This is a genomic window from Streptomyces sp. PR69 (assembly GCF_026420845.1).
Classification (GTDB): domain Bacteria; phylum Actinomycetota; class Actinomycetes; order Streptomycetales; family Streptomycetaceae; genus Streptomyces.
Map to the genome: position 1 here is coordinate 20989 of NZ_JAOWCB010000014.1, position 26728 is coordinate 47716.

19 protein-coding genes and 1 pseudogene are annotated in these 26728 nt (G+C 71.5%); 17 read left to right on the forward strand and 3 right to left on the reverse strand.

Features of this window, described 5'->3' with window-relative positions:
- Window positions 1-254 precede the first annotated feature (254 nt).
- Window positions 255-1547: a hypothetical protein gene (locus OF819_RS15645; RefSeq protein WP_267244137.1), complete on the forward strand. Its 1293-nt coding sequence runs from the start codon at window positions 255-257 to the stop codon at window positions 1545-1547.
- Here OF819_RS15645 and OF819_RS15650 read toward each other — a convergent pair.
- On the reverse strand, window positions 1535-2539 hold the full coding sequence (locus tag OF819_RS15650) for an ATP-binding protein (protein WP_267244138.1): 1005 nt from the start codon (window positions 2537-2539) through the stop codon (window positions 1535-1537). The two genes, OF819_RS15645 and OF819_RS15650, sit on opposite strands and share 13 nt — an antisense overlap.
- Before the next feature lie 95 nt (window positions 2540-2634).
- On the opposite strand from OF819_RS15650, the gene OF819_RS15655 reads away from it, so the two are divergent.
- Window positions 2635-3483: an oxidoreductase gene (locus tag OF819_RS15655; protein ID WP_267244139.1), complete on the forward strand. Its 849-nt coding sequence runs from the start codon at window positions 2635-2637 to the stop codon at window positions 3481-3483.
- 551 nt (window positions 3484-4034) lie between these two features.
- On the opposite strand, the pseudogene OF819_RS15660 reads toward OF819_RS15655, so the two are convergent.
- Window positions 4035-4856, reverse strand: a pseudogene (locus tag OF819_RS15660) (HAD family hydrolase); the annotation flags it as partial.
- A gap of 477 nt (window positions 4857-5333) precedes the next feature.
- Here OF819_RS15660 and ssd point away from each other — a divergent pair.
- The 7 genes from ssd (at window position 5334) to OF819_RS15695 (ending at window position 10548) form a co-directional block, all read left to right on the forward strand.
- Window positions 5334-6452 (forward strand): septum site-determining protein Ssd, encoded by a 1119-nt coding sequence (ssd, locus tag OF819_RS15665; RefSeq protein ID WP_267244140.1) that lies wholly within the window; start codon window positions 5334-5336, stop codon window positions 6450-6452.
- Window positions 6449-7597, forward strand: coding sequence for a TadA family conjugal transfer-associated ATPase (locus OF819_RS15670; RefSeq protein ID WP_267244141.1), 1149 nt, complete (start codon window positions 6449-6451; stop codon window positions 7595-7597). Before ssd ends, OF819_RS15670 begins: the two co-directional genes overlap by 4 nt.
- Window positions 7598-7611: 14 nt before the next feature.
- On the forward strand, window positions 7612-8466 hold the full coding sequence (locus OF819_RS15675) for a type II secretion system F family protein (RefSeq protein WP_267244142.1): 855 nt from the start codon (window positions 7612-7614) through the stop codon (window positions 8464-8466).
- A gap of 140 nt (window positions 8467-8606) precedes the next feature.
- Window positions 8607-9401, forward strand: a complete 795-nt coding sequence (locus OF819_RS15680; RefSeq protein WP_416370545.1) for a type II secretion system F family protein — start codon at window positions 8607-8609, stop codon at window positions 9399-9401.
- Between the two features lie 97 nt (window positions 9402-9498).
- Window positions 9499-9726, forward strand: a complete 228-nt coding sequence (locus OF819_RS15685; RefSeq protein WP_267244259.1) for a DUF4244 domain-containing protein — start codon at window positions 9499-9501, stop codon at window positions 9724-9726.
- The gene (locus OF819_RS15690) at window positions 9713-10114 is read left to right on the forward strand and encodes a TadE family type IV pilus minor pilin (protein ID WP_267244143.1); all 402 of its coding nucleotides are present in this window, start codon (window positions 9713-9715) and stop codon (window positions 10112-10114) included. The genes OF819_RS15685 and OF819_RS15690 overlap by 14 nt, the downstream gene beginning before the upstream one ends.
- Window positions 10111-10548: an Rv3654c family TadE-like protein gene (locus tag OF819_RS15695; protein WP_267244144.1), complete on the forward strand. Its 438-nt coding sequence runs from the start codon at window positions 10111-10113 to the stop codon at window positions 10546-10548. The genes OF819_RS15690 and OF819_RS15695 overlap by 4 nt, the downstream gene beginning before the upstream one ends.
- Here the strand turns inward: OF819_RS15695 and OF819_RS15700 are convergent.
- Window positions 10439-13033, reverse strand: a complete 2595-nt coding sequence (locus OF819_RS15700; protein WP_267244145.1) for a DEAD/DEAH box helicase — start codon at window positions 13031-13033, stop codon at window positions 10439-10441. The two genes, OF819_RS15695 and OF819_RS15700, sit on opposite strands and share 110 nt — an antisense overlap.
- 79 nt (window positions 13034-13112) lie before the next feature.
- On the opposite strand from OF819_RS15700, the gene OF819_RS15705 reads away from it, so the two are divergent.
- From OF819_RS15705 to tmk, 8 genes are all read left to right on the forward strand, one after another.
- Window positions 13113-13466 (forward strand): STAS domain-containing protein, encoded by a 354-nt coding sequence (locus OF819_RS15705; RefSeq protein ID WP_267244146.1) that lies wholly within the window; start codon window positions 13113-13115, stop codon window positions 13464-13466.
- A 117-nt stretch (window positions 13467-13583) separates the two neighbouring features.
- Window positions 13584-14024, forward strand: a complete 441-nt coding sequence (locus OF819_RS15710) for an ATP-binding protein (RefSeq protein WP_267244147.1) — start codon at window positions 13584-13586, stop codon at window positions 14022-14024.
- A 303-nt stretch (window positions 14025-14327) separates the two neighbouring features.
- The gene (locus OF819_RS15715) at window positions 14328-16742 is read left to right on the forward strand and encodes a sodium-translocating pyrophosphatase (protein ID WP_267244148.1); all 2415 of its coding nucleotides are present in this window, start codon (window positions 14328-14330) and stop codon (window positions 16740-16742) included.
- Between the two features lie 254 nt (window positions 16743-16996).
- Window positions 16997-17698, forward strand: coding sequence for a small secreted protein (locus OF819_RS15720; protein ID WP_267244149.1), 702 nt, complete (start codon window positions 16997-16999; stop codon window positions 17696-17698).
- A 90-nt stretch (window positions 17699-17788) separates the two neighbouring features.
- A complete protein-coding gene (locus tag OF819_RS15725) occupies window positions 17789-19393 on the forward strand; it encodes a methyltransferase (protein WP_416370546.1) in 1605 nt (534 codons plus the stop codon).
- A 338-nt stretch (window positions 19394-19731) separates the two neighbouring features.
- Entirely contained in the window at window positions 19732-19929 is a 198-nt protein-coding gene (locus OF819_RS15730) for a hypothetical protein (protein ID WP_267244150.1), read from the forward strand.
- A gap of 349 nt (window positions 19930-20278) precedes the next feature.
- Window positions 20279-23164 (forward strand): type I DNA topoisomerase, encoded by a 2886-nt coding sequence (topA, locus tag OF819_RS15735; RefSeq protein WP_267244151.1) that lies wholly within the window; start codon window positions 20279-20281, stop codon window positions 23162-23164.
- A 101-nt stretch (window positions 23165-23265) separates the two neighbouring features.
- The gene (gene tmk, locus OF819_RS15740; RefSeq protein ID WP_267244152.1) at window positions 23266-26592 is read left to right on the forward strand and encodes a dTMP kinase; all 3327 of its coding nucleotides are present in this window, start codon (window positions 23266-23268) and stop codon (window positions 26590-26592) included.
- Window positions 26593-26728: the final 136 nt, after the last annotated feature.

Consider the following 26728-nt stretch of genomic DNA (forward strand, 5'->3'; position numbering starts at 1 on the left):
CGCGGCCGTGGGTCACGGCATGTAGCGGCGGGACTCTCAACTCTCGGTAAATTGATCGTAATGCAGAGTAAAGATTGCGGCATCATTTTCGGGGCAAATGGGGCAAGCTTTCACTCGTTCCGGTGATTAGTGATCTGATCGGGCCCCGCCCTCCCACTCCTCCGCGGCCCTCGGTGCGACGTTGGCGACGCCATCCGCACGGTCATACATGCGGACTGTCGTACTGCTGGAAGAGCGAGGAAAGAGGTGGGCGGATGAAGGCCGCCACGAGCAGGATCGCCGTCGGCGTGCTCGCCGCGGCACTGGTCGCAGGGCTTGTCGGCTGCTCCGGTGCCGGCTCAGGCTCCGTGGACTCGGCCTCGCGGCCGGGCGCGACTGCCTCGCAGCAGGGCGCCGCCGGCCCGAAGAGCGCGGTGCGGCTGATCGGCGACGGCTCCACGGCGTTCACCGGACCGCAGCCGGGACTGCCCGAGCCGGAACGCCTGAAGCCGGGCCAGACCCCGCCGCAGTTCGTGGTGTTCTCCTGGGACGGCTCCGGTGAGGACGGCCAGAAGCTCTTCTCCCACTTCCGCTCGGTAGGCAGGAAGTACGGCGCGACCATGACGTACTTCCTCAGCGGCGTCTATCTGCTGCCCGAGGAGAAGGCCACGCTCTACGACCCGCCGAAGCATGCGCCGGGCCGCTCCGACATCGGCTTCAACGACACCGAGGGAATCCGGGACACCGTGCGCGAGCTGCGCGGCGCCTGGCTTGAGGGCAATGAGATCGGCACCCACTTCAACGGTCACTTCTGCGGCGCGGACGGCGGCGTGGGCACCTGGTCCGTCGAGGAGTGGAAGAGCGAGATCCGGCAGGCCAAGTCCTTTGTGAAGAACTGGAAGACGAACGCCGGGCTGAAGGACGAGAAGCCGCTGCCCTTCGACTACGACAGCGAGCTCATCGGCGGGCGCACACCCTGCCTGGAGGGGCGCGACAACTTTGTGCGCGCTGCCGCTGAGCTGGGCTTCCGCTATGACTCCAGCGCCATCGACGACCAGCTCTGGCCCAAGAAGGAAAGGGGCCTGTGGGATCTGCCCCTGCAACTCGTGCCGATGCCCGGCCGGCAGTTCGAGACGCTCTCCATGGACTACAACTTCATGGTCAACCAGTCCGGCACCGCAAACGGCGACCCCGCCATGCACCGGTACTGGGGCAACCAGATGCGCGACGGCCTGCTGCAGGCCTTCGACCGGGCCTACGCGGGCAACCGGGCGCCGCTGATCATCGGCAACCACTTCGAGTCGTGGAACGGCGGCACGTATATGCGCGCCATCGAGGAGACCATCGCGACCGTCTGTGTGAAGCCCGATGTGCGGTGCGTGTCCTTCCGGCAGCTCGCCGACTGGCTGGACGCCCAGGATTCCGGGGTCCTTGCGAAGCTGCGGGCCCTGAAGGTGGGCCAGGCCCCGGCGGGCGGCTGGACGGCCTATCTCGCCGCCCAGCCGGCGGCCCCGTCCGGACCCGCCTCCCCGGCGGCGGTGGAGAAGGGCGCCGGTCAGGCGGGCTGAGGCAGGGCCCCCTGGAGCAGGGCTTCCTCGCCGAGTACGAAGCCGGGGTCGACCTGGGCGGCCAGGTCGGCGCCCATCCGCTCGTTCGCCCAGCTCGCGGCGTTCTTGAGGTGGAAGTGCACCATCTGGCGCGTATAGCGGTCCCAGTCCCGTCCCGCGTACGACTCCCGCGCCGTGTGCCGCAGCATCTCCAGCGCCGCGCGGTTCTCCTGCTCCAGCAACTCGAAACGGGCGGGACGGCCCTTGTCCATCGCACGGACCCACCCGGAGTCCGCGAAGACGGTGAGCAGGTCGTCGCCCGCCTCATCACGCAGAAACTCCGCGTCGTCCCGGGTCTGCACCTTGTTGCCGACGACCCGCAGGGCGACGCCAAAGTCCCGTGCGTACTCCTTGTACTGGCGGTAGACGGAAACCCCTTTGCGGGTCGGCTCGGCCACCAGGAAGGTCATGTCGAAGCGGGTGAACATCCCCGAGGCGAAGGAGTCGGCGCCCGCGGTCATATCGACGACCACATACTCGTCCGGGCCGTCGACGAGATGGTTGAGGCAGAGTTCGACCGCGCCTGCCTTGGAGTGGTAGCAGGAGACGCCGAGGTCGGACTCGGTGAAAGCCCCTGTGGCCATCAGCCGGATCTCGCCGCCGTCCAGCCGCACTGGGCGGGCGCAGGCATCGTAGACGGGGTTGCTCTCACTCACGCGCAGCAGCCGGGACCCCGCTCCCGGCGGGGTGGTCTTGATCATTGTCTCGGCGGAGGCGATACGGGGATTGGAACCCCGCAGATAGTCCTTGATCAGCGGCAGTTGGGCGCTCATGGCCGGGAGTGCGGCGGTCTCCGCCTCATCGAGTCCGAGTGCTGCCCCCAGATGCTGGTTGATGTCGGCGTCCACCGCGACGACGGGGGCCTGATGAGCGGCCAGGTGGCGGATGAAGAGCGAGGACAGCGTGGTCTTCCCGCTGCCGCCCTTCCCTACGAAAGCGATCTTCATGTTCACCTAGCGTAGTGCTCTGTTCTCGGCCGGTGGTCGCGTCGCGTGAAGAAGACCACTCCAACGTGGGGTGCAGGCCCGGGGCGCGTAGCCTCGCGGCTATGAGTACGCATGCCTCGCCCGCCACTCCCGACCCCTCGGCCGACCCTCTCGCCACGCTGGCCGGCCTCCCGGGCGTCTCCGACTCCGTGGACGCGGTGCGCACAGCGGTCGACCGGATCTACGGGCACCGGGTGATGCGACGCCGCAGCAACGAGATCACCGCCGAGGCGGCGCTGCGCGGAGCCCGCGCTTCCGCCGCCCTGTCGGGCGCGGACTGGGCCCTCGAAGAGGTGCGCAGGCGTACGGACTTCGGCGGCGAGCCCGAGTCGCGCACGGTGGGCGCCGCCCTGCGGCTGACCGCGGAGGCGGGCCAGCTGCTGTCCATCTGGCGGCAGTCGCCGCTGCGTGTGCTGGCGCGGCTGCATCTGGTCGCAGCGGGCGGGGCGGTGGCGGATGAGACGGTCGGCCGGCCCAGGCTCACGGGCGAAGGCGTCGACGAACCGCTGATCGAGGCGCCCCTGCCGAACGCCGGCGAACTCGCCGGGCGGCTGGACGGACTGGCGGAGCTGATCGTGGCGGGCAGCTCGGCGCCCGCGCTGGTGGCGGCTGCCGTCGTCCATGGCGAACTGCTGGCGCTGCGCCCCTTCGCTTCGCACAACGGACTGGTGGCGCGGACGGCCGAACGGATCGTCCTGGTGGGCAGCGGGCTGGACCCCAAGGCCATCTGCCCGGCCGAGGTCGGTCATGCGGAGCTGGGGCGCGCGGCGTATCTCGCGGCGTTCGACGGGTATCTGTCCGGAACGCCGGACGGAATGGCCGCATGGATCGCACACTGCGGGCGCGCGGTGGAACTGGGCGTCCGGGAGTCGACGGCGGTCTGTGAAGCGCTTCAGCGCGGGGCCGCCTGAAGAGGTGTGCCCTGAGGGGGTGTCCTTAAGGCGGCGTGTCCTCAGGGAGTGCGCGGCGCGCGGAGAAGCGGCTCGGCGTCGCGCACAAGCTCGGCGTCGCGCACAAAGGGCTGCGGCGGTACCGGTAGTGGTACCGCCGCTGGCATGTCCACCGAGTTACCAAGCGTCCTCGAATATGTGCCCATCAGGCCGGGAACTTCTGCCCGTCACCTGGTGCGGCTGGCCCGTAATCGACGGGTCGACGTCGCGTGGGTGCTCAGTTTTCATGCTCCGGTCCGTGGGGCCTTGAGTTAAAAGATGATCCTTTCGGATGTCCTTGGTCTCGCGGGCCGTTGACTCCTTTGTACTCCAGGGGATGGGCAAGCGGAACCCCTGGCTGTACTTCTTTACTTTTGGGTTCAAACACGGGCGAAAGGCTCGGCGATCCGGTCCGGTGCCCGGCTGGTCAGCCCCTCCGGCGTGCTCACGGCGTCGGCCGAGTGGCTGACTGCCTTTTCCGCCACCCGGCCGGCGGCCTTTCTCATCCGGTTCATCGTCCTGCTGGGCGCGGCGGCGCGGCGGCGGCTCGCGTACCAGACCAGGCCCGCGGTCGCCGCCGCAGCTCCGACCGCGGCGGCGGCGACCAGGGCGGGCCTCGGCGGCATGGAGAAGGCGGGCAGTCTCTGCTTCAGCCGTACGGGACGGTGGAAGTCCAGAATCGGCCAATCGCGCGCCAAGGCCTCCCGGCGCAGCGCGCGGTCCGGATTGACGGCGTACGGATGGCCAACGGACTCCAGCATCGGCAGATCGGTCGCCGAATCGCTGTAGGCATAGCAGCGCGCCAGATCGTATCCCTCCGACTCGGCGAGCTCTTTGACCGCTTCTGCCTTCGTCGGGCCGTAGGCGTAGTACTCGACCTCGCCGGTGAAGCATCCGTCCTCGCCCACCACCATCCGGGTCGCCACCACTCGGTCCGCGCCGAGCATCTCGCCGATCGGCTCGACGACCTCGGCGCCGGACGTGGAGACGATCACGACGTCCCGCCCGGCGGTGTGGTGCTCTTCGATGAGGGACGCGGCCTCGTCGTAGATGATCGGGTCGATCAGATCGTGCAGGGTCTCGGCGACGAGCTGTTTGACCTGCTCGACGTTCCAGCCCTTGCAGAGCGAGGAGAGGTACTCCCGCATCCGCTCCATCTGGTCGTGGTCTGCGCCCCCGACGAGATAAACGAACTGGACGTAGGCGGTCCGCAGGACGGCACGCCGGTTGATCAGCCCGCCTTGGTAGAAGGACTTGCTGAAGGTCAGCGTCGACGACTTCGCAATGACCGTCTTGTCCAGGTCAAAGAAGGCTGCTGTGCGCGGCAAGGAGTGGTTTTCCACGGGCTTGAGCATAGGTGCCCGCCATTCGGCGTACGCTGGGGCGCGTGGGTTTGCCTGAGAAGGCTCTCGGGTACACCATGGAAGTCACGGATCGTTCGCGACCGTGCTAACCCGGACCGGCTCCTCCCCCCCCGAGTCGGCCGGAGAGACGACCCCCGCTCTCCCCCCCGGCGGGGGTCGTCGCATGTCCGGGGGCATTTCTTCGTTCATTAGATGATCGGATCCGGCTGCCGGCCCGATGGGGCCCCATTGTCAGGCACGGCTTAGCCATGCCCAGATTCGTCACTGTGCGTAGCCGTAAGGGTGCTCTCCGGAAGTCACTGGTTCGGGTTACGGAGATATTCACAAGTGGCCAGTTGTCCACAGTTTTTCAGCAAGATCCACACGATTTCCGAGTGCGCTGCACGGTGATTCCGGCCGCGGAGTTCGCGGACTGAAGGAATCCACATCTCGCGGTGAAGCGAGGGCGCAGGAGGAGGCGTTGCGATCATGGCTGGATCCATCGCATCGGGCATGCGGCAGACCGCCGAAGGGCGGCGCGACGGCCCGCTGATCATCACTGAGGACCTGGAGCTGCTCGACGATCTGCTGCGGCTGTGCGCCGCCGCAGGAGCCGAACCGGAGGTCTGCCACTGTCTGCCTGAGCGAGGGAGCGCCTGGACGGGGGCGCCTCTGGTCCTGGTCGGCGACGACGCCGCGGCGCGCTGCCGCGGGGCCACCCGCAGAAGCGGGGTGCTCCTCGTGGGGCGGGACCAGGACGACCCGGACGTCTGGCGGCGGGCGGTGGAGATCGGGGCGGACTGTGTGCTGCGGCTGCCGGACGCGGAGAGCTGGCTCGTGGACCGCATCGCCGATGCCACGGAAGGGGTCGGACGGCAGGCCCTGACCGTCGGAGTGATCGGCGGGCGCGGCGGCGCCGGGGCGTCGACGCTGGCATGCGCCCTGGCGGTGACCGCGGCGCGCACGGGCAGCCGCACCATGCTCGTCGACGCGGACCCGCTGGGCGGAGGGCTCGATGTGCTGCTCGGGGGTGAGCAGGCGGAGGGCAGACGATGGCCGGATTTCGCGGCGTCCAAAGGCAGGGTCGCGGGTGGCGCGTTGGAGGAGTCGCTTCCGCAACTGCATCGGCTGAGGGTGCTCAGCTGGGATCGCGGCGACTCTGTGGTCATCCCTCCGGAGGCGATGCGTTCGGTCCTCGCGGCGGCGCGCAGGAGGGGCGGCGTCGTGGTCGTCGATCTGCCGCGCCGAGTCGATGAAGGCGTGGCTGAGGCACTGGCCCAGCTGGACCTCGGACTGCTGGTCGTACCGGGCGAGCTGCGTGCGGTCGCCGCGGCGAACCGCGTGGCGTCGGCGGTCGGCATGGTGCTCCAGGACCTGCGCGCCGTGGTTCGCGGGCCCTATGCCTCCGGGCTGGACGAGCAGTGGGTCGCCGGCGCGCTGGGGCTTCCGCTCGCCGGTGAACTGCCCGTCGAGGACGGGCTGCTGACGGCACAGGACACCGGCACACCGCCGGGGGCCAGTCCCCGCGGCCCGCTGGCCCGGTTCTGCTCGGCCTTCTGGGAGCGCGCGCTGGCCGGGGACGGCATGCGGGGAGAGGGCGTCTCATGACCGCGGGACTGCTCGACGAGGTGCGCAGGCAGCTGGCCGAGAGCGGGGCCGAGCCCACTCCGGCGCGGGTGGCCGCGGCGCTCAGGGCTCAGGGGCGGCTCCTCGGGGACGCGGAGGTGCTGGGCGGCACCGAGCGGCTCCGCTGCGAGCTGGTGGGCACGGGACCGCTTGAACCGCTGCTGGCCGACCCCCGGGTGACGGATGTGCTGGTGTCCGGGCCGGACCGGGTGTGGGTGGACCGCGGCCGCGGACTGGAGCTGACGGAAGTGACGTTCGAGGACGCGGCCTCGGTGCGCAGGCTGGCGCAGCGTCTCGCCGCCGTGGCGGAGCGGCGGCTGGACGACGCACGGCCCTGGGTGGACGCCCGGCTGCCGGACGGGACACGTATGCACGCGGTGATTCCTCCGGTGGCGGTGGGGTCGACCTGTCTGTCGCTGCGGGTGGTCCGGCCCCGCGCCTTCTCGATGGCGGAGCTCATCGCGGCGGGGACGGTTCCGCCCGGCGGCCACAGTGCGCTGCGCGCACTGGTCGAGGCCCGGCTGTCATTCCTCATCAGCGGCGGCACCGGCTCAGGGAAGACCACCCTGCTGTCCAGCCTGCTGGGAATGGTGGGCGAGCGGGAGCGGATCGTGCTCGCGGAGGACTCAGCGGAGCTGCGCCCCGACCATCCGCATGTGGTGCGGCTGGAGACGCGCACCGCCAACCAGGAGGGCGCGGGCCTGGTGACGCTGCGGGATCTGGTGCGTCAGGCACTGCGGATGCGGCCGGACCGGCTGGTGGTGGGCGAGGTGCGCGGCGCGGAGGTGTCGGTTCTCCTTGCCGCGCTGAATACCGGGCATGAAGGCGGGTGCGGGACCGTGCACGCCAATGCGGCGGCGGACGTCCCGCCGCGGCTGGAGGCGCTGGGAGCGGCTGCGGGGCTGGACAGGGCCGCGCTGCACAGCCAGTTGGCAGCCGCGCTGAAGGCGGTGATCCATCTCGCAAGGGACCGAAGCGGGCGTCGGCGGATCGCCGAAGTGCATGTCCTGGAGCGGGACCGGGACGGCTTTGTGGTGACCGTCCCCGCGCTGCGGTGGGGCGAGGAGGGCTTCATCCGCGCACCGGGCTGGGAGCGGCTGCGGTCACTGGCCGGGGGTGCGCTGTGAGGGGAGATGAGCCGATGTACGCGGCCGCGCTGTGTGCGGGGGCGGCGGCGTGGCTGATGGCCGATGGGGAGCAGGGGCTGCGGAGGGGCCGGTTGCTGCTCGCGGGCGGTGGCGCGGTGGCGCCGTCGCAGGGCCGGGCGGTGGACCGTGTGCGGACGGCGGCACACCGGCTGCGGCGGCAGGCAGGGGCGCGGCGCGAGTGGTGGTGTGTGCCCGCGGCGCTGGTCGTGGCCATGCTGGGCGAGTCGCTGCTGCCGCTGATCGCGGGAGCGGTGGCCGTGCCGCTGCTTGGGCGACGGCTGCGGGCTGCGGAGCACGCCAGGGAGCGGGAGCGCAGGGCGCAGGGCGTCGTCACACTGTGCGGGGCGGTCGTGGGGGAACTGAGGGCGGGGCTGCAGCCGGGGCCGGCGCTGGCATCTGCGGTGCGCTCCACCGGAGCGCTGGGCGGCGGGGAGGCCGGGGTGCTGGCAGCCGCGCGGTTCGGGGGCGATGTGCCGGGAGCGCTGCGGGAGGCGGCACGGGCGCCGGGGGCGGAGGGGCTTGCGGGGATGGCGGCCTGCTGGAGGGTGGCCGTGGACGGCGGTGCGGGCCTTGCGGAGGGGCTCGACCGGCTTGAGTCGGCGCTGCGGGCCCGTCGCGACCAACGGGAGGAGCTGAGAGCCCAGTTGGCGGGCGCTTGGTCGACCGTCCTGCTGCTGGCGCTGCTGCCGCTGGCGGGCCTGGCGATGGGCACGGCGCTCGGCGCCGAACCGCTGCGGGTGCTGCTGCATACGCCCGCGGGCCTTGTCTGCCTCACGGCCGGCGGGCTGCTGGAGAGCGCAGGTCTGTACTGGGCCGGGCGGATCGTACGACGGGGAGAGCCGGTATGAGCGCCGATGCGACGGGAGTTTCGCTTGATCCTGTACTTCCGTCGGACCTTGCCCTTTCGCTGGACCCGGCCCTTTCGCCGGACCCTGCGCTGCTGGACGCCCTTCGCGGACTCGCTGCGCCGGCGTCTGTCCTCGCGGCCGTGGCCCTGCTCGGTCTCATGGCGGCCGGCCGCCGCCGTGAGCGCCGGACGCGGAAACGAGCCGAGGCCCTGCTGCCCGCCGCGGGCGGGCAGCCGTCGGCGGACCGACGACGGCGATGGCATGGGCCGGCGACGCGGGCGCGGCGGTGGGCGGGGCCGCTGGGGGCTCTGGTCTCCGGGTGGGTGCTGATCGGTGGGGTCGTCGGCGCGGTGGCCGGGCTCGCGGCGGGCTATGCGGTGCGGCGGTGGCAGTCGGCCTGTGCGAGGACCGCGGCGCAGGGCGCTGCAGCCGGCACGGACGGCACGAATGGTATGGACGGCGCGGGCGGTGTGGACGGGGCGGACGCCCAGGAGGCCGCGGGGCAGCTGCCGTTGGCGGCGGACCTCTTGGCCGCCTGTCTCTCCGCCGGAGCGGCGCCCCGCGACGCGGCGGAGGCGGTGGGAGAGGCCCTCTCCGGGCCCGTGGGCGGCCGGCTGGTGCGGACCGCCGCGGAGTTGCGGCTCGGAGGTGAACCGGCCCGGGCGTGGGCCCGGTTCGGCCGGATAGCGGGAGCCGAGCCGCTGGCCGGCTGTCTGGAGCGGGCGGACCGTACCGGCGCACCGGCGGCGGAGCCGGTCGCCCGGCTGGCCGACCGCCTGCGGGCGGACCAGGCCCGGCTGGCCACGGCTCGCGGCCGCAAGGCACAGGTGCTGATCACCGCACCGGTGGGGCTGTGTTTTCTGCCGGCCTTCCTCGCGGTGGGCGTGGCCCCGGTGGTGATCGGTCTGGCGGACGGGCTGCTCAGCGGCGGCTGACGGCACGTCATGCGCCCGGACGGCGAGAGACAGACATCACACAGACAGCAGACATCTGAAACGACCCCCTTGGGAGGCAGACATGCAAAGGACGCAGATGACGGCGCGGACGTCGATTCGGCGGACGCGGCGGGCACGGGAGCAGCTGTGTGCCCTGTGGCGTGACCGCAGGGCACGGGACGCCGGAATGACGACCTCGGAGTACGCCGTGGGAACGATCGCAGCCTGTGCGTTCGCGGCTGTGCTCTACAAGATCGTCACCAGCGCGGCGGTGTCCGGGGCGCTGCAGTCGGTGATCGGCAAAGCGCTCAATGCACAGTTCTGAGCGGCTGTGGGGCAGGCGGCTGCGGGACAAGGGGTCGGTGACGGCGGAGGCGGCGATCGCCGTGCCGGCACTCGTGGCCTTCGCCATGGCGCTGGTCTGGGCTCTGATGGCCGCCGCCGCGCAGATCCAGTGCGTGGACGCGGCCCGGGCCGGAGCGCGTGCCGCGGCGCGGTCCGAGCCGTACGCCGTGGCCGTGGGCGCGGCGCGGGCGGTGGCCCCGCAGGGCGCGCGGGTCACGCTGCTGCGGGCGGGTGATCTATGGCGGGTGCGGGTGGAAGCAGGGACCCCGGGCCCGGGAGCGCTGTCGCTCACCTTGAGCGCCGAGGCGGCTGCATCGGCTGAGGACACCGTCGGAGGTACGGCCGTGCGAGGGGAGACGGCCCCATGAGCGACGGGGAACGGCGCAGGGTGCGGTTCGGGGAGCGAGGGTCGGCGACGGTGCTGACCGCCATGGCGGTGACCGTGCTCTGCGCGGTCTTCGCCGCGGCACTGGCGCTGGGACAGGCGGTCGCCGCCCGTCACCGGGCCGCCGCCGCGGCCGATCTGGCCGCGCTCGCCGCGGCCGACCGGGCGCTCCACGGCCCTTCCGCCGCCTGCGCGAGCGCCGTGCGGACAGCTCGCGCTCAGGGAGCGGCGGTGGTGAGCTGCACCGTGCGGGGCGAGGTCGCGGAGGTCACGGCGCGGGCCCGCTTCGGCCCGTACGCCCCCGCGGTCAGGGCGCGGGCGGGTCCTGCGGCGCCGACGAGTCCTTCGGCGCTGACGGGTCCTGCGGCGCCTGGGGGTGCTGTGCTTCCAGGGGGGCGTGCCGCAGCAGTTCCGTGAGGAGGCGTACGGCGCCTCTCTTGTGGAGCGGGTCGTTGCCGTTGCCGCACTTGGGGGACTGGATGCAGGAAGGGCAGCCCGCCTCGCACTCGCAGGACGCGATGGCCTCGCGGGTGGCGGTGAGCCAGGCGCGGGCGGTGTGGAAGGCCCGCTCGGCGAAGCCTGCGCCGCCCGGGTGTCCGTCGTACACGAAGACGGTGGGGAGGAGGGTGTCCGGATGGAGCGGCACGGACACCCCGCCGATGTCCCAGCGGTCGCAGGTGGCGAAGAGCGGCAGCATGCCGATGGAGGCGTGCTCGGCGGCGTGCAGCGCGCCGCCCAGCTGCTCGGGGCCGACGCGGGCGGCTTCCAGCTGGTCCTCGGTGACCGTCCACCACACGGCCCGGGTGCGCAGGGTGCGGGGCGGCAGATCGAGCTTGGTCTCCCCGAGCACCTCACCGGTGATGAGCTTGCGGCGGAGGAAGGAGACGACCTGATTGGTGACCTCCACGGAGCCGAAGCACAGGCGTCCGTCCCCCCAGGGGACTTCCGTGTCGGTTTCGAGGACGGAGATGGAGGTGGTGTCACGGGCGGTGGTGGAGTACGGAGGGCTGGCCTCCTCGACGAGGGCGACGGCGCTGCTGGGGTCTTCGAGGTCCAGCTGTTTCACCAGGTAGGTGCGGCCCTGATGGAGGTGGACGGCCCCCTCGTGGACGGTGGAGTGGGCGGCGGAGGCGTCGACCGTGCCCAGCAGCCGGCCCGTGGCCGCCTCCACGATCTGCACCGGCCGCCCGCCCTCGCCCCGGATGTCGGTGAGATCGGCGGCGCGCTCACGGCGGGTCCAGTACCAGCCCGACGCACGGCGGCGCAGCAGGCCGGCGGCCTCCAGCTGGGGCAGGAGCTCCGGAACGGACGGGCCGAAGAGTTCGAGGTCGGGTTCGGTCAGCGGGTGCTCGGCGGCGGCCGCGCACAGATGGGGGGCGAGGACATAGGGATTGTCGGGGTCGAGGACCGTCGACTCCACGGGCTGCCGGAAGAGCGCCTCGGGGTGGTGGACGAGATAGGTGTCCAGCGGATCGTCGCGGGCGACGAGCACGGCGAGCGCGCCCTCTCCGGAGCGTCCCGCACGGCCTGCCTGCTGCCACAGGGAGGCGCGGGTGCCCGGATAGCCGGCGATGACGACGGCGTCCAGACCCGAGACGTCGACACCCAGCTCAAGGGCGGTGGTGGCGGCAAGGCCGAGCAGTTCTCCGGAGTGCAGGGCCCGCTCCAGGGCGCGGCGCTCCTCGGGGAGATAGCCGCCGCGATAGGCGGCGACACGCCGGGGAAGTGAGCGGTCGACCTCGGCCAGACGCTCCTTGGCGATCACAGAGATCAGCTCGGCGCCGCGCCGGGAGCGTACGAAGGCCACGGTACGCACCCCCTGCACGGTCAGATCGGTGAGCAGGTCGGCGCTCTCGGCGGTGGCGGTGCGGCGGACGGGGGCGCCCCTCTCTCCGTGGAGCTCGGTCAGCGGCGGCTCCCACAGGGCGAAGACCAGCTCGCCGCGAGGGGAGGCGTCGTCGGCGATTTCCCGCACGGGCAGTCCGGTGAGGCGTTCCGCGGCCGCGGCCGGTTCCGCGGCGGTGGCGGAGGCGAGGAGGAAGACGGGGTGCGCGCCATAGCGGGCGCACAGCCGGCGTAGCCGGCGCAGCACCTGGGCGACATGGGAGCCGAAGACGCCCCGGTAGGTATGGCACTCGTCGATGACGACATAGCGCAGGGCGCGCAGGAAGGAGGACCAGCGGGGGTGGGACGGGAGTATCCCCCGGTGCAGCATGTCGGGGTTGGTGAGGACGTAGTTGGCGTACTGGCGGACCCATTCGCGTTCCTCGACCGGCGTGTCGCCGTCGTAGACGGCGGGCCGGATCCGGTTGCCCAGGGGCTGTGCCAGCTCCGCCACGGCGCGCCGCTGGTCGGCCGCCAGTGCCTTGGTGGGCGCGAGATACAGGGCCGTGGCCCCCCGGCTGCCCGCCCGTCTCCCGCCACCACCCCGTGGGAGCGCTGCGCGCTGCTGGGTTTCCTGAGCCGGCGCCTCTGCTCCGTCGAGCAGGGCCGAGAGCACGGGGGCGAGGTAGGCCAGCGACTTGCCGGAGGCGGTGCCGGTGGCGATGACGACGGACTCGCCGTCCAGGGCGTGCTCGGCGGCGGCCGCCTGATGGGCCCAGGGGTGGTCGATGCCGGCCTGCTGAATGGCGTTGATCACTTCGGGGCGGATGCGGTGCGGCCAGAGGGCATGCCGGCCCGGCCTCGGGGGCAAGTGCTCCGTATGAGTGATGCGCGCAGCCCGGCCCGCGCCCGCGGCGAGGCGGTCGAGGACCGCATGGGGGGAGGGGCGGGTCTCCCGGCTCTCGGGTGGTCGTCTGGGACGCGGATTCCTGGCCATCGGCACCGAGTGTGTCACCGGCATGACGGACAATGGGCCCAAGGCGTCGTGCATGGCTGCTGGTAAGTGATTGAATGCCATCGCGGCTGGCGACCGTCCTCCGGCTCCGCCGGGGAGACCTGCGGGGGCGGCCGCTCGATAGCAAGGTGCTGGAGGATCCGTGGACCTGTCCCTGTCGACTCGCACTGTGACCGGCCGAGGCGGCGACCGTACGGTCGTCGAGGTCGGTGGCGAGATTGATGTGTATACCGCGCCCAAGCTGCGCGAGCAGTTGGTCGAGTTGGTGAACGACGGCAGTTACCACCTGGTCGTCGACATGGAGGGCGTGGATTTCCTCGACTCCACCGGCCTCGGTGTGCTCGTGGGCGGACTGAAGCGTGTGCGCGCCCATGAGGGCTCGCTGCGCCTGGTCTGCAAGCAGGAGCGCATTCTCAAGATCTTCCGGATCACGGGCCTGACCAAGGTGTTCCCGATTCACAACTCGGTCGAGGAGGCCGTGGAGGCCACCGACTGATGGCCCGGTCGGCTGACGCCGGGACACGACCGGCCGAAGCCGGGAGAAGGAAGTTGAGGGCACCGGGCAGCCAGCCCGGGGCCCGGTGAGCACGCTCGAACGTTCGAGGGGGATCGCATGGCCACCGTTGAGCTCCGCTTCAGCGCTCAGCCCGAGCATGTCAGGACCGCCCGTCTGGTGGCGGCCGCTGTCGCGCGCCGGGCGGGTGTCGACGAGGCAGTGCTGGACGAGGTGCGCCTCGCGGTCGGAGAGGCATGCAGCCGCGCGGTGGGGCTGCACCGCAGCCATGGCATCGCGGCGCCCGTCAGGGTGATGCTGACCGAGGAGGAGAAGTCATTCTCCATCGAGGTCGGCGATGAGGTCCCCGGCTCGGGCCGCGGTGCGGCCGTCGGCGGGGTCGAGGGCGCGGAGCCGGAAGCAGAGGGCGACGGGGCCGACGACCAGATGGGGCTCGCTGTCATCAGCGGCCTCGTCGACGATGTGGAGGTCTCCTCCGACGACGACGGCGGAGTGATCCGGATGAGCTGGCCGGCCAATCCGGCCAGTGCTGGCTCCTGACTCGCCGCCCGGCGCGCCCGGAGCCGACTTGGAGCCGGCCGTTCGCACGGTCAGCGCCGCTTGCGTCACACTGGTTGTTTCCTTGCGAAGAGGCCCTGTTCAGCAGGGCCTCTTCGCATTTTCCAGATCATCGATCAAGCGTCAATGCCTTTGCCCCATTACCGCTTTCGGGGGTAGTTCCGGGGCGCGATCAATTGCTGAGTAGCCAGTCAAGGTCAATTCCATTTGCCGCGCCCTGTTTTGATCAGGTTCCGCTCCCTAGAATCCGTCCACATCTTGAGCTCTGAACGTCAAGGAGGACGAATGGCGGGGCTCTCCAACCCGGCACTGATCGATCAACCCACTTCCCTCGCGGCCGCGGTCCTGACCGATGACAATCGGATGATCGTCATTGTGATCGCGGCGGTCGCCGTGGCGGCTCTGTTCGTCGCGCAGCTGCTCGTGCGCCAGGTGCTCGCCGCAGGCGAAGGCACCGATTCCATGAAGAAGATCGCGGCAGCCGTGCAGGAAGGAGCGAATGCCTATCTGGCACGGCAGTTGCGCACACTCGGCATCTTCGCCGTCGTCGTGTTCTTCCTGCTGATGCTGCTGCCCGCGGACAACTGGTCGCAAAGAGCGGGACGTTCGGTGTTCTTCCTGGTGGGCGCGCTCTTCTCGGCCGCCACCGGATACATCGGCATGCGGCTTGCCGTACGCAGCAATGTGCGTGTGGCCGCGGCCGCGCGAGAGGCGACCCCCGGCGAGGGCGAGCCGGAAAAGGATCTGACGTCCGTCGCGCACAAGGCCATGAAGATTGCGTTCCGCACGGGAGGCGTGGTCGGCATGTTCACGGTGGGCCTCGGCCTGCTGGGCGCCGCCTGCGTGGTCCTCGTCTACGCGGCCGACGCACCCAAGGTGCTCGAAGGCTTCGGTCTGGGCGCGGCGCTGATCGCCATGTTCATGCGAGTCGGCGGCGGCATCTTCACCAAAGCCGCGGACGTCGGCGCCGACCTCGTCGGCAAGGTCGAACAAGGCATCCCCGAGGACGATCCGCGCAACGCCGCCACCATCGCCGACAACGTGGGCGACAACGTCGGCGACTGCGCGGGCATGGCCGCCGACCTCTTCGAGTCGTACGCCGTCACCCTCGTGGCGGCCCTGATCCTCGGCAAGGCCGCCTTCGGCGACGCCGGACTCGCCTTTCCGCTGATCGTCCCGGCGATCGGCGTGGTCACCGCGATGATCGGCATCTTCGCGGTCGCCCCGCGGCGCGCCGACCGCAGCGGGATGACCGCCATCAACCGCGGCTTCTTCATCTCCGCGGCGATCTCGCTCGTGCTGGTGGCAGCAGCGGTCTTCATCTATCTGCCCTCCTCGTACGCGGAGTTGGCCGGTGTGACCGAGGCCGCCATCACCGCGCACGACGGAGACCCGCGCGTCCTGGCGCTCGTCGCCGTCGCGATCGGCATTGTGCTGGCTGCCCTGATCCAGCAGCTGACCGGCTACTTCACCGAGACCAACCGCCGTCCCGTGCGGGACATCGGCAAGACCTCGCTGACCGGGCCCGCCACCGTGATCCTCGCCGGCATCTCCATCGGACTGGAGTCGGCCGTCTACACCGCGCTGCTGATCGGCCTCAGCGTGTACGGCGCGTTCCTGCTCGGCGGTACGTCGATCATGCTCGCGCTCTTCGCGGTGGCACTCGCCGGCACCGGGCTGCTCACCACGGTCGGCGTCATCGTCGCCATGGACACCTTCGGGCCCGTCGCCGACAACGCCCAGGGAATCGCCGAGATGTCGGGCGACGTCAAGGGCGCAGGCGCCCAGGTCCTCACCGACCTCGACGCCGTCGGCAACACCACCAAGGCCATCACCAAGGGCATCGCCATCGCCACGGCGGTGCTGGCCGCGGCCGCGCTGTTCGGCTCGTACCGCGACGCCATCGCCACGGCGGCGGCGGAAGTCGGCGAGACCCTCGGCGAGGGCGCTCCGGTGAATCTGGTGATGGACATCTCGCAGCCCAACAACCTGGTCGGCCTGATCCTCGGCGCGGCCGTGGTCTTCCTCTTCTCCGGTCTCGCCATCAACGCGGTGTCCCGGTCGGCGGGGGCCGTGGTCTTCGAGGTGCGGCGGCAGTTCCGCGAGCACCCGGGGATCATGGACTACTCGGAGAAGCCCGAGTACGGGCGGGTCGTCGACATCTGCACCAAGGACGCCCTGCGCGAGCTGGCCACTCCCGGACTGCTCGCCGTGATGACCCCCATCGCGGTCGGCTTCTCCCTGGGCGTCGGCGCCCTCGGGGCGTTCCTCGCCGGAGCCATCGGCGCGGGCACCCTGATGGCGGTCTTCCTCGCCAACTCCGGTGGCGCCTGGGACAACGCCAAGAAGCTCGTCGAGGATGGCCATCACGGCGGCAAGGGCAGCGAGGCGCATGCGGCGACCGTCATCGGCGACACCGTGGGCGACCCGTTCAAGGACACGGCGGGTCCCGCGATCAACCCGCTGCTGAAGGTGATGAACCTGGTGGCGCTGCTGATCGCGCCCGCGGTGATCCAGTTCAGCTACGGCGACGACGCCAGCCCGGCGGTGCGCGCCCTGGTCGCGGTGCTGGCGATCGGCATCATCGTCGGGGCGGTGTACGCATCCAAGCGGCGCGGCATCGCCGTGGGCGACGAGGGCGAGGGCGGCGACGCGTCGGAGCGGAACGCGAAGTCGCCCGATCCCGCGGTGGTTTCCTAGCCGCGGCGGCACAACCCGGCTGACACGCCGGTGCGAAGAGCGGGTGGACGGCGCATTTGTCAGGCGCCGTCCACCCGCTTGTGTCTGTCTGCCGCCTGTCTCTGCTTCTGCCTGTCTCTGCCTTCGTGAGCCTCGTCTCGCATCACGCTGGTGCAAATGGCTGCAATAGCCTATGAATCGGGTGCACGACACGCGTTTGTCGCCCACTTGGCGTGTATGTTCCGGGGCCGAGAGCCTTGGAAGGGACCAATCCGGTGAACAAGAAGCTTGCGGCCGCACTGTCCAGCGGTGCGGTACTCGTACTCGCACTGTCGGGCTGCGGTGACGACGACGGCGACGAGAAGGTGAACGCCTGGGCCAAGACCTTCTGCGACCAGGCACAGCCGCAGTTCGAGAAGCACAGCGCCGCCCACCAGAAGATCATCTCGACCGCCGCCGACGGACAGCCGGCCGACATCAAGAAGGCCGACTCGGAGGCGTTCCAGGACATCGCCGAGGCCGACCAGGCTCTCGCCGACGCCATCAGCGAGGCGGGCGTGCCGCCGGTGGAGAACGGCGAACAGCTCCAGCAGGACTCCATCAGGGAGCTCGAAGCCGCATCCAAGGCCTACCAGGACCTGAAGAAGCAGGTCGACGCTCTCGACGCGAGCAACCAGCAGCAGTTCGCGGACGGTCTGCAGGACGTCGCCGAGGGCCTGGGCAAGATCGAGAACATGGACCAGGACGCGCTGGAGAAGCTGCGTTCCGGGGAGCTGGGCACCGCGATGGCGAAGCAGCCCGGCTGTCAGTCGACCGAGACGCCCAGCCCGGCGGGGGGCGCCGACGGAGCCGACGGAGCGGACTCGGCGGAGTCGCCCGAGGCGTCCGCCCCGTCGTCCTCGCCCCCTTCTGCGTCGTCGTCCGCTTCGTCCGCGTCCGCTTCTGCATCTGAGTCCTCGTCTGGGGCCGATTCCTGACCCGTGTCTGATGCCGTGTGACGGCCCGGCACCCGCACAGCGGGCCGGGTCGTGCGGCGATTGTCAGTGGCGGCGACCACAATGGGTCAGGTGAGTACGACCACCCCTGCCGACGGCCTTCCCCTGTCCGCCTCCCTCTCCGACGACTCCGACGCCTCAGGCGCCTCCGCGGGCTCCGCGCTCCGGCTCCGCGAGGCGCTCCTCGACGCGGCCTTCACCGCCGACGGGCTGCTCGATCTGCTCGGCGCCCCCGCCTATGCCGCGCTCGCCCGCAGCGAAACCGTGCCCGCCCTGCGCGCCACCCGCGGGGACAGCGCTCTCGACACGCTCGTACGGCTGTTTTTGCTCCAGCGCCCTGTGGCCGCCGACCGCGCCCGCGCCGCCCTGCCCCTGGAGGAGTGCCTCGCCGACGGGTGGCTCATCGAGGACGGCGAGCAGGTCCGCGCCACCGTGGACGTACGGCCGTACGGGGGGCCGGAGGGACAGGACTGGTTCGTCGTCTCCGACCTCGGGTGCTCGGTCGGCGGGGCGGGCGGCGCGAGCGGCAAGGGCGAGGGGGTGGTGCTCGGCGTGGGCGGGGCGTCCACCACACTCGCCGGGATCACCGTGCGCACTCCTGTCGGCTCCGCGCTCGACCTCGGCACCGGCTCCGGCATCCAGGCGCTGCATGCCGCCCAGCACGCCACCCGGGTGACCGCCACGGATCTGAATCCCCGCGCCCTGCACTTCGCTCGGCTCACCCTCGCCCTCTCCGGCGCCCGGCCGGCCGATCTGCGTGAAGGGTCGCTCTTCGAGCCGGTCGAGGACGAGACCTACGACCTGATCGTGTCGAACCCGCCGTTCGTGATCTCTCCCGGTGCGCGGCTGACGTATCGGGACGGCGGCATGGGCGGCGACGATCTGTGCCGCACGCTCGTCCAGCAGGCGGGGGACCGGCTGAACGACGGCGGATTCGCCCAGTTCCTCGCCAACTGGCAGCACGTGGAGGGCGAGGACTGGCAGGAGCGGCTGCGCTCGTGGGTGCCGAGCGGCTGCGACGCGTGGATCGTCCAGCGCGAGGTGCAGGACGTGACGCAGTACGCCGAGCTGTGGCTGCGTGACAGCGGCGACCACCACGGCGACCCGGAGAGGTATGCGGCGCGGTACGAGGAGTGGCTGGACGAGTTCGAGGCGCGGGGGGCCAAGGCCGTCGGCTTTGGCTGGATCACGCTGCGGAAGTCGCACGCCGAGCGTCCGTCGATCGTGATCGAGGAGTGGCCGCACCCGGTCGAGCAGCCGCTCGGCGAGGTCGTCCGCGCTCACTTCGACCGCGCGGACTATCTGCGGACGCACGATGACGCCGCCCTGCTCGCCGACCGCTTCAGGCTGGCGGCGGAAGTGGTCCAGGAGCAGGTCGGCATGCCGGGCGCCGAGGACCCCGAGCATGTGGTGCTGCGGCAGAACAGGGGCATGCGCCGGGCGACCAGGGTCGACACGGTGGGCGCCGGCTTCGCGGGCGTCTGCGACGGCACCCTGAGCGCCGGCCGGATCCTGGATGCGATCGCCCAGCTCATCGACGAGGACCCCGTGGTGCTGCGCGACCGGACGCCCCTGGCGCTGCGCCGGCTGATCGAGGAAGGGTTCCTGGAGCCGGTGGGCGGCGAAGCGGGGCGGGTGGGCGGCGAATCGGGAGAGGAGCCTGCGATGGGGACATAGCCCTTTATACGTGGGACCTCGGCGCGACAAGGGAGAAATCGGCCAATGCCCGGCTTCCGCCTCTGCTTCCAGGGCTGCCTGCCCCGGGCTCCCCTGCGCCGGCTACCCCCGGGCTCCCCGCACCGGAGCGCTCACTGCCCCCCGGCTCCCGCCCTGAGAGCTCGCGGCGAGCTTCGGCTCCGGGCCCCGAGCCCGCGGCTCCGGACGCCCGGTGACGCCGGGCGGGTGAACCGGCGGGTCGTTCACCTGGAATTCGCGCCGAAGACGTTCGGAGGTGTCAGCCTCAAGCACCAGGGACCAGGCAGGGCGCGCAGGGACCAGGCGGGAGAGACAGGCATATGGAGAGCGGGCCGGCGATCTTCGCGGGGACGGCGTTCGCGCTGTTCGGAGCCGCGCTGCTGGTGTGGACCGGAGCGCGTCTGGCGCACCGGGCGCCCGTGGCCCATGGAGTGAGCCCTGCCACGGCCGCGGCCCTCACCGCTCTCTTCGGAGCGGCCTTCCTCGCGCTGGGCGTGTGGTGCTTCGCCCGTGTATGACACGTATCTGACAAATTCGCCTCGCCTTCGCCGCCCGGAGAGCCCGGGCAATCCGGCCTGACCAGCGGAATCGCCCATCGGGCGGCGGGTGCCGCACCTGGGGCATTCCCCGGGCATACCCCATAAGTGGATCAGGGAGCCGAGGGCCGGCGTGCCGGTCCGGGCGGCAGGAATGCCTGGAGTCGGGTTACCGTTCGAGTGGCCGTTGCGGGCTTTTGCCGTTTGACACGGGGGCGGGTTGTACCGTCACACTCCGCAGCGGCAGGAGCGACACGCACCGTGCAGCGCGACACACCACCGCCGCACTGCCGTATGTGTCACCGAGCGTCGACCGGAGAGAAGAGCGAAGTTGTCCCCGACCAGCGAGACCGCACAGGGCGGCCGCCGACTCGTGATCGTCGAGTCGCCTGCCAAGGCGAAGACGATCAAGGGCTATCTGGGCCCCGGCTTCGTCGTCGAAGCGAGCGTCGGGCACATCCGCGACCTGCCGAACGGCGCCGCCGAGGTGCCCGAGAAGTACACCGGCGAGGTGCGCCGCCTCGGCGTCGACGTCAACCATGACTTCCAGCCGATCTATGTCGTCAACGCCGACAAGAGGGCCCAGGTCAAGAAGCTCAAGGAGCTGCTCGCCGAGTCCGACGAGCTCTATCTCGCCACCGATGAGGACCGCGAGGGCGAGGCCATCGCCTGGCATCTCCAGGAGGTGCTCAAGCCCAAGGTCCCGGTCAAGCGGATGGTCTTCCACGAGATCACCAAGGAGGCGATCCGCGAGGCCGTCGCCAACCCGCGCGAGCTCAACCAGCGCATGGTCGACGCCCAGGAGACCCGCCGTATCCTCGACCGGCTCTACGGCTATGAGGTCTCGCCGGTCCTGTGGAAGAAGGTCATGCCCCGGCTGTCGGCCGGCCGTGTCCAGTCCGTCGCGACCCGGCTCGTCGTCGAGCGGGAGCGCGAGCGCATCGCCTTCCGCTCCGCGGAGTACTGGGACCTGACCGGCGTCTTCGCGACCGGCCGCGCGGGCGACGCCTCCGACCCGTCCGTCTTCAGCGCCCGCCTGAACACCGTCGACGGCAAGCGTGTCGCCCAGGGCCGGGACTTCGGCCCGGACGGACAGCTCAAGGGCGGCTCCTCCGCCCAGGTGCTCCAGCTGGACGAGACGAACGCCCGCGCCCTGGCCGCCGCGCTCGAGAACGCCTCGTTCGCCGTGCGGTCCGTGGAGTCGAAGCCGTACCGCCGGTCCCCGTACGCACCCTTCCGTACGACGACACTGCAGCAGGAGGCCTCCCGGAAGCTCGGCTTCGGGGCGAAGGCCACCATGCAGGTCGCGCAGAAGCTGTACGAGAACGGCTTCATCACTTATATGCGTACGGACTCCACGACGCTCTCCGACACCGCCGTCTCGGCGGCCCGGGCACAGGTCACCCAGCTCTACGGCGGCGACTATCTGCCGGACAAGCCGCGGGTCTACGCCGGGAAGGTCAAGAACGCGCAGGAGGCCCACGAGGCGATCCGCCCCTCGGGCGACCGCTTCCGCACCCCCGCCGAGACCGGCCTGACCGGCGACCAGTTCAGGCTCTATGAGCTGATCTGGAAGCGGACCGTCGCCTCTCAGATGAAGGACGCGGTCGGCAACTCCGTCACCGTGAAGATCGGCGGGCGGGCGTCGGACGGCCGGGACGCGGAGTTCACCGCGTCCGGCAAGACGATCACCTTCCATGGCTTTATGAAGGCCTATGTGGAGGGCGCGGACGACCCGAACGCCGAGCTGGACGACCGCGAGCGGCGGCTGCCGCAGGTCGCCGAGGGCGACGCGCTGACCGCCGAGGAGATCTCGGCCGACGGCCACGCCACCAAGCCTCCCGCCCGCTACACCGAGGCCTCGCTGGTCAAGGAGCTGGAGGAGCGGGAGATCGGCCGCCCGTCCACCTACGCCTCGATCATCGGCACGATCCTCGACCGCGGCTATGTGTTCAAGAAGGGGACGGCCCTGGTGCCCTCCTTCCTGAGCTTCGCCGTCGTCAACCTGCTGGAGAAGCACTTCGGCCGGCTCGTCGACTATGACTTCACCGCCAGGATGGAGGACGACCTCGACCGCATCGCGCGCGGCGAGGCACAGGCCGTGCCGTGGCTGAAGCGGTTCTACTTCGGCGAGGGCGAGCGGGCCGGCGCCGCCTCCGAAGCCGGAAACGGCGACGGCGACCACCTCGGCGGCCTCAAGGAGCTGGTCACCGACCTGGGCGCGATCGACGCCCGGGAGATCTCCAGTTTCCCCGTGGGCAACGACATCGTGCTGCGCGTCGGCCGCTACGGCCCGTACATCGAGCGCGGCGAGAAGGACGCGGAGGGGCATCAGCGCGCCGACGTGCCCGCCGACCTGGCCCCCGACGAGCTGACGGTCGAGTACGCGGAAGAGCTGCTGGCCAAGCCCAGCGGCGACTTCGAGCTGGGCGTCGACCCGGTCACCGGCCACACGATCGTCGCCAAGGACGGACGCTACGGCCCGTATGTGACCGAGGTGCTGCCCGAAGGCACGCCCAAGACCGGCAAGAACGCGGTCAAGCCGCGCACGGCGTCGCTGTTCAAGTCGATGTCCCTGGACACGGTGACCCTCGACGACGCGCTGAAGCTGATGTCGCTGCCGCGGGTCGTCGGCGCCGATCCCGAAGGCGTCGAGATCACCGCTCAGAACGGCCGCTACGGCCCGTATCTGAAGAAGGGCACGGACTCGCGCTCCCTCGAGACCGAGGAGCAGCTGTTCACCATCACGCTGGACGAGGCGCTGGCGATCTACGCCCAGCCCAAGCAGCGCGGGCGCGCCGCGGCCAAGCCGCCGCTGAAGGAGCTGGGCACCGACCCCGTCAGCGAGCGCCCGGTGGTGGTCAAGGACGGCCGGTTCGGCCCGTATGTGACGGACGGCGAGACCAACGCCACGCTGCGCACCGGCGACAGCGTGGAGTCCATCACTCCGGAGCGCGGTTACGAGCTGCTCGCCGAGAAGCGGGCCAAGGGGCCCGCGAAGAAGAAGACGGCCAAGAAGGCGCCGGCGAAGAAGACGGCCGCCAAGAAGACCGCGGCGAAGAAGACGGCCGCGAAGAAGGCCACGGCGGCCAAGACGGCAGCGAAGAAGACCACGGCAGGGAAGAAGACCGCGGCGAAGTCCACGGCCGCGAAGACGGCCACGAAGACGGCCGCGAAGAAGGCGGCGTCGGCGAACGCGTCTTCCGGGGACGAGTAGCGGAAGAGGAGCGGGACGAGGAGCGGGACGAGGAGCTGCGCCTCCGCGCGCATGTTCGGGCATACCTCCGGGGAGCAGGGCAGTCCGGATAGGCTGGGCGGATGACGCGAGCCTCAGACACTGCTGCGGATTCCGACGTGTCCGACGTTCCCGACGCGCTGACCGCCGATTCACAAGAGCGCGCCGTCCGCGCCCTGCTGCGCTACCCCGCGCTCAAGCGGCTGTGGAGCGCGCAGTTCGTCAGCGGCGTCGGCGACGCGCTCGCGGTGCTGGTGCTTCTGCTGTTGTCGCTGGAGGCGGCGGTCCTGGAGGGCGCCTTCGGCGGCGGCTACCGCGGAGCGGCCTTCGCCGTCGCAGCCGTGCTCGGCGTGCGTGTGCTGTCCACCCTCCTCTTCGGAGCCGTACTGCTCGGCCCGATGACCACGCTGACCGCCCCCGGCGGCCCGCTGGACCGCCGCTGGACCATGATCGGCGCGGATGGCGTACGGCTCGCGCTGCTGGTCGTCGCGCCCCTGTGGATCGACTGGCTCCGGGGCAACGCGCTCACGCTGCTGCTCGTCACCGTCTTCCTCACCGGGACGGCAGAGCGCTTCTGGACCATCGCACGGGAGAGCGCAGCTCCGGCCCTGCTGCCGGGACCGCCCCCGGAGGGCGCCGCGGTGCGGCCGCTGCCCGACAGGCTCGGCGCACTGCGCAGGCTGTGGCTGCGCACCGGCTTCGCCGCCGTCCCCGCGGCGGCCGCGGCTCTGCTCGCCGCCACGCTGATCGGCAAGCTGCTCGCCACCGGAGTGGACTGGTTCTCGCTGCACCAGGCGGCTCTCGGCTCGTATGTGGCGGCCGGCCTCTTCGCCGCGTCCGTGTCCACCCTGTACTTCCTGGAGCTTCCCGGCACGCAGACGCCACGGCCGCGCTCGCCGCTGGAGGGCCTGCGCCGCCCCTCGGCCTCCGGCGCCGACAGCGGAGACAGGCAGGGAGACAAGCACCGAGACAGGCAGGGAGACAAGCGGGGAGACCGGCGGCTGGAGAAGGGGCGCACCGGCGGGATACCGCTCTTCGTGCTGGCCTGCGCCGCCGTCGCCGGGGCCATCGCCTCCGCCGTGGCGCTGTCCGTCCTGCACGCCGTCGACCTGGGCGGCGGCCCGGCGGCCTTCGCGCTGCTCGTGCTGGGCCTCACCGGCGGGACCGGGGTCGGCATCCGCGCGGCCGGGGCCGTCCTGCCGGCGCTCTCGCGACGGCGGCTCCTCGCCCTCGCCATCGCCGTCACCGGCGTGGCGCTGCTCGCGGCCGGTCTGGTGCCCGACACGGCGACCGTGGTGCTGCTCGCCGTGCTGGCTGGCTGTGCCGCCGGGGTGGCGGCCAACACCGGGCATGTGCTGATCGACCAGGAGACCGAGGAGTTCCGGCGCGCCCGGATCACCGACCATCTGCAGGCGGTCGTACGGGTCGCCATCGGGCTCGGCGCGATCGCGGCCCCGCTGCTGGCCGCGGGGATCGGCCGGCGCCGGCTGACGGGCGGCGACGTCGTCTTCGCGCACGGCGGAGCGGCGTTCACCCTGATGCTCGTCGGAGCGCTGCTGCTGCCCGTGGCCGTCGTCGTCCTCGCCAGGACGGACGACCGGGCCGGGGTGCCCCTGCGCCGCGATCTGGGCGAGGCGCTGCGCGGCGGTTCGGACCCGGCGCAGGCCACCGCCGCCGCGGGATTCTTCCTCGTCGTCGAGGGCGGCGACGGAGCCGGGAAGTCCACGCAGGTCAAGGCGCTGGCCGAGTGGATCCGCGCCAAGGGCCACGAGGTGGTGGTCACCCGTGAGCCGGGTGCCACGCCGATCGGCAAGCGGCTGCGCTCGATCCTGCTCGATGTGTCGAGCGCCGGACTGTCCAGCCGGGCCGAAGCGCTGCTGTACGCCGCCGACCGCGCCGAACACATCGACTCGGTGGTGCGCCCGGCGCTTGAGCGGGGCGCGGTGGTCATCTCGGACCGCTATATCGACTCCTCCGTCGCCTATCAGGGCGCGGGACGGGATCTGTCGCCGACCGAGATCGCCCGTATCTCGCGCTGGGCGACGGACGGCCTCGTACCCCATCTGACCGTGCTGCTGGACGTCTCGCCCGAGACCGCGCGCGAGCGGTTCACCGAGGCGCCGGACCGGCTGGAGTCGGAACCGGCCGAGTTCCATCAGCGGGTGCGCGCCGGGTTCCTGACGCTGGCCGCGGCGGACCCGGGCCGCTATCTCGTGGTGGACGCCGGCCAGGATGCCGAGGCGGTCACCACCGTCGTACGGCATCGGCTCGACCAGCTTCTGCCGCTCTCCGAAGCCGAGGTGAAGGCCCGGGAGGAGGCCCGCAAGGCCGCCGAGGAGGAGGCCAGGCGGCGCGCGGAGGAAGAAGCGGCGCGCAAGGCCGAGGAGGAGCGCAGGGAGCGCGAGCGCCAGGAGCAGCTCGCCCGGCTGCGCGCCGAAGAGGAGGAGCGCAAGCGCCGCGAACTGGAGGAAGCCAAGCGGCGCGAGGCAGAGCGGCAGGCGGAGGAGGCCCGGCAGCGGGCCGAGGAGGCGCGGCGGCTCGCCGAGGAGGAACGGCGGCGGCGCGAGGCCGAGGAGAAGGCGCGCCGGGCGGAGCAGGAACGGCTGCGCAAGCAGGCGGAGGAAGAGGCCCGGCTGCGGGCGGAGGCCGAGGCGCGGCGGCTGGAGAAGCAGCGCAAGGCCGAGGAAGCGCTGCTGAAGGCGGAGGAGGCGCGGCGGCGCGCGGAAGCCGAGGCCGCCGCGGCCGCGGCCGCGGCCGCGAGGGCCCGGGATGAATCGGCGTCCGAGGTGACCGTGCCCACGCCGGTGGTGAAGCCGGAGCGCCGTGCGGACGAGGCCGGCCCGGATGACGTGGGCCCGGACGAGGCGGGCGAGGTGGGCCCGGACGAGGTGACGCAGGAGGTCCCGCGGCCGGTCATCGGGAAGTCGGCCGCCCGGGACGCCGGGGCGGACGAGACCGAGACGACGCTGCTGCCGAAGGTTCCGGGGGACGACTCGGGCTCCCCGGGGTCTTCGGGCACGTCCGGCGCCCTGGACAAGTCCGGCTCGCCGAACGCGTCCGGCTCCTCGGAAGCCTCCGACTCCTCGGACACGGCGGAAACGGCCCTGCTGCCGAAGGTGGAAGACCCAGCGGACCGGGTTCCGCCGGGCCTCTTCCGCGACGAGCTGCCCTCTGCCGCGCCCTCCGGTGCGCAGGACCCCACCCGCGAACTGCCGCAGGTCGAGCCGGATGCGGGCACGGCCGGGCGGGAGAGCCAGGGGCAGGCCCCGGACCGGGACCGGGGCGCCGGGGACCGGCCGCGCCGTCGGCGTCCGGACTGGGCCGAGGAGACCCCGCTGGACGATCTGCCGACCCTCGCGGACGAACTGCTCGGCCCGCACGAGGACGACGACCGCAGGCAGGGCCGCTGAGCCTGGCCGTCCGGGTCGCCGGGTCGCCCGGGCCGCTTGTCCGGGCCGCCGGGTCGCCCGGGGCGCTTGTCCGGGCCGCCCGTCCCGAGGGAGAGACGGGCGGGACGGATTGTCAGAGGGCTCGTTCACAATGGGA

Coding starts and splice junctions, on each gene's coding strand:
- ssd (WP_267244140.1), top strand. CDS start 5,334: ATGGCTGGATCCATCGCATCGGGCATGCGGCAGACCGCCGAAGGGCGG.
- OF819_RS15715 (WP_267244148.1), top strand. CDS start 14,328: ATGGCGGGGCTCTCCAACCCGGCACTGATCGATCAACCCACTTCCCTC.
- OF819_RS15710 (WP_267244147.1), top strand. CDS start 13,584: ATGGCCACCGTTGAGCTCCGCTTCAGCGCTCAGCCCGAGCATGTCAGG.
- OF819_RS15695 (WP_267244144.1), top strand. CDS start 10,111: ATGAGCGACGGGGAACGGCGCAGGGTGCGGTTCGGGGAGCGAGGGTCG.
- OF819_RS15645 (WP_267244137.1), top strand. CDS start 255: ATGAAGGCCGCCACGAGCAGGATCGCCGTCGGCGTGCTCGCCGCGGCA.
- OF819_RS15685 (WP_267244259.1), top strand. CDS start 9,499: ATGACGGCGCGGACGTCGATTCGGCGGACGCGGCGGGCACGGGAGCAG.
- OF819_RS15700 (WP_267244145.1), bottom strand. CDS start 13,033: ATGGCATTCAATCACTTACCAGCAGCCATGCACGACGCCTTGGGCCCA.
- tmk (WP_267244152.1), top strand. CDS start 23,266: ATGACGCGAGCCTCAGACACTGCTGCGGATTCCGACGTGTCCGACGTT.
- OF819_RS15675 (WP_267244142.1), top strand. CDS start 7,612: ATGTACGCGGCCGCGCTGTGTGCGGGGGCGGCGGCGTGGCTGATGGCC.
- OF819_RS15670 (WP_267244141.1), top strand. CDS start 6,449: ATGACCGCGGGACTGCTCGACGAGGTGCGCAGGCAGCTGGCCGAGAGC.
- OF819_RS15655 (WP_267244139.1), top strand. CDS start 2,635: ATGAGTACGCATGCCTCGCCCGCCACTCCCGACCCCTCGGCCGACCCT.
- OF819_RS15690 (WP_267244143.1), top strand. CDS start 9,713: ATGCACAGTTCTGAGCGGCTGTGGGGCAGGCGGCTGCGGGACAAGGGG.
- OF819_RS15730 (WP_267244150.1), top strand. CDS start 19,732: ATGGAGAGCGGGCCGGCGATCTTCGCGGGGACGGCGTTCGCGCTGTTC.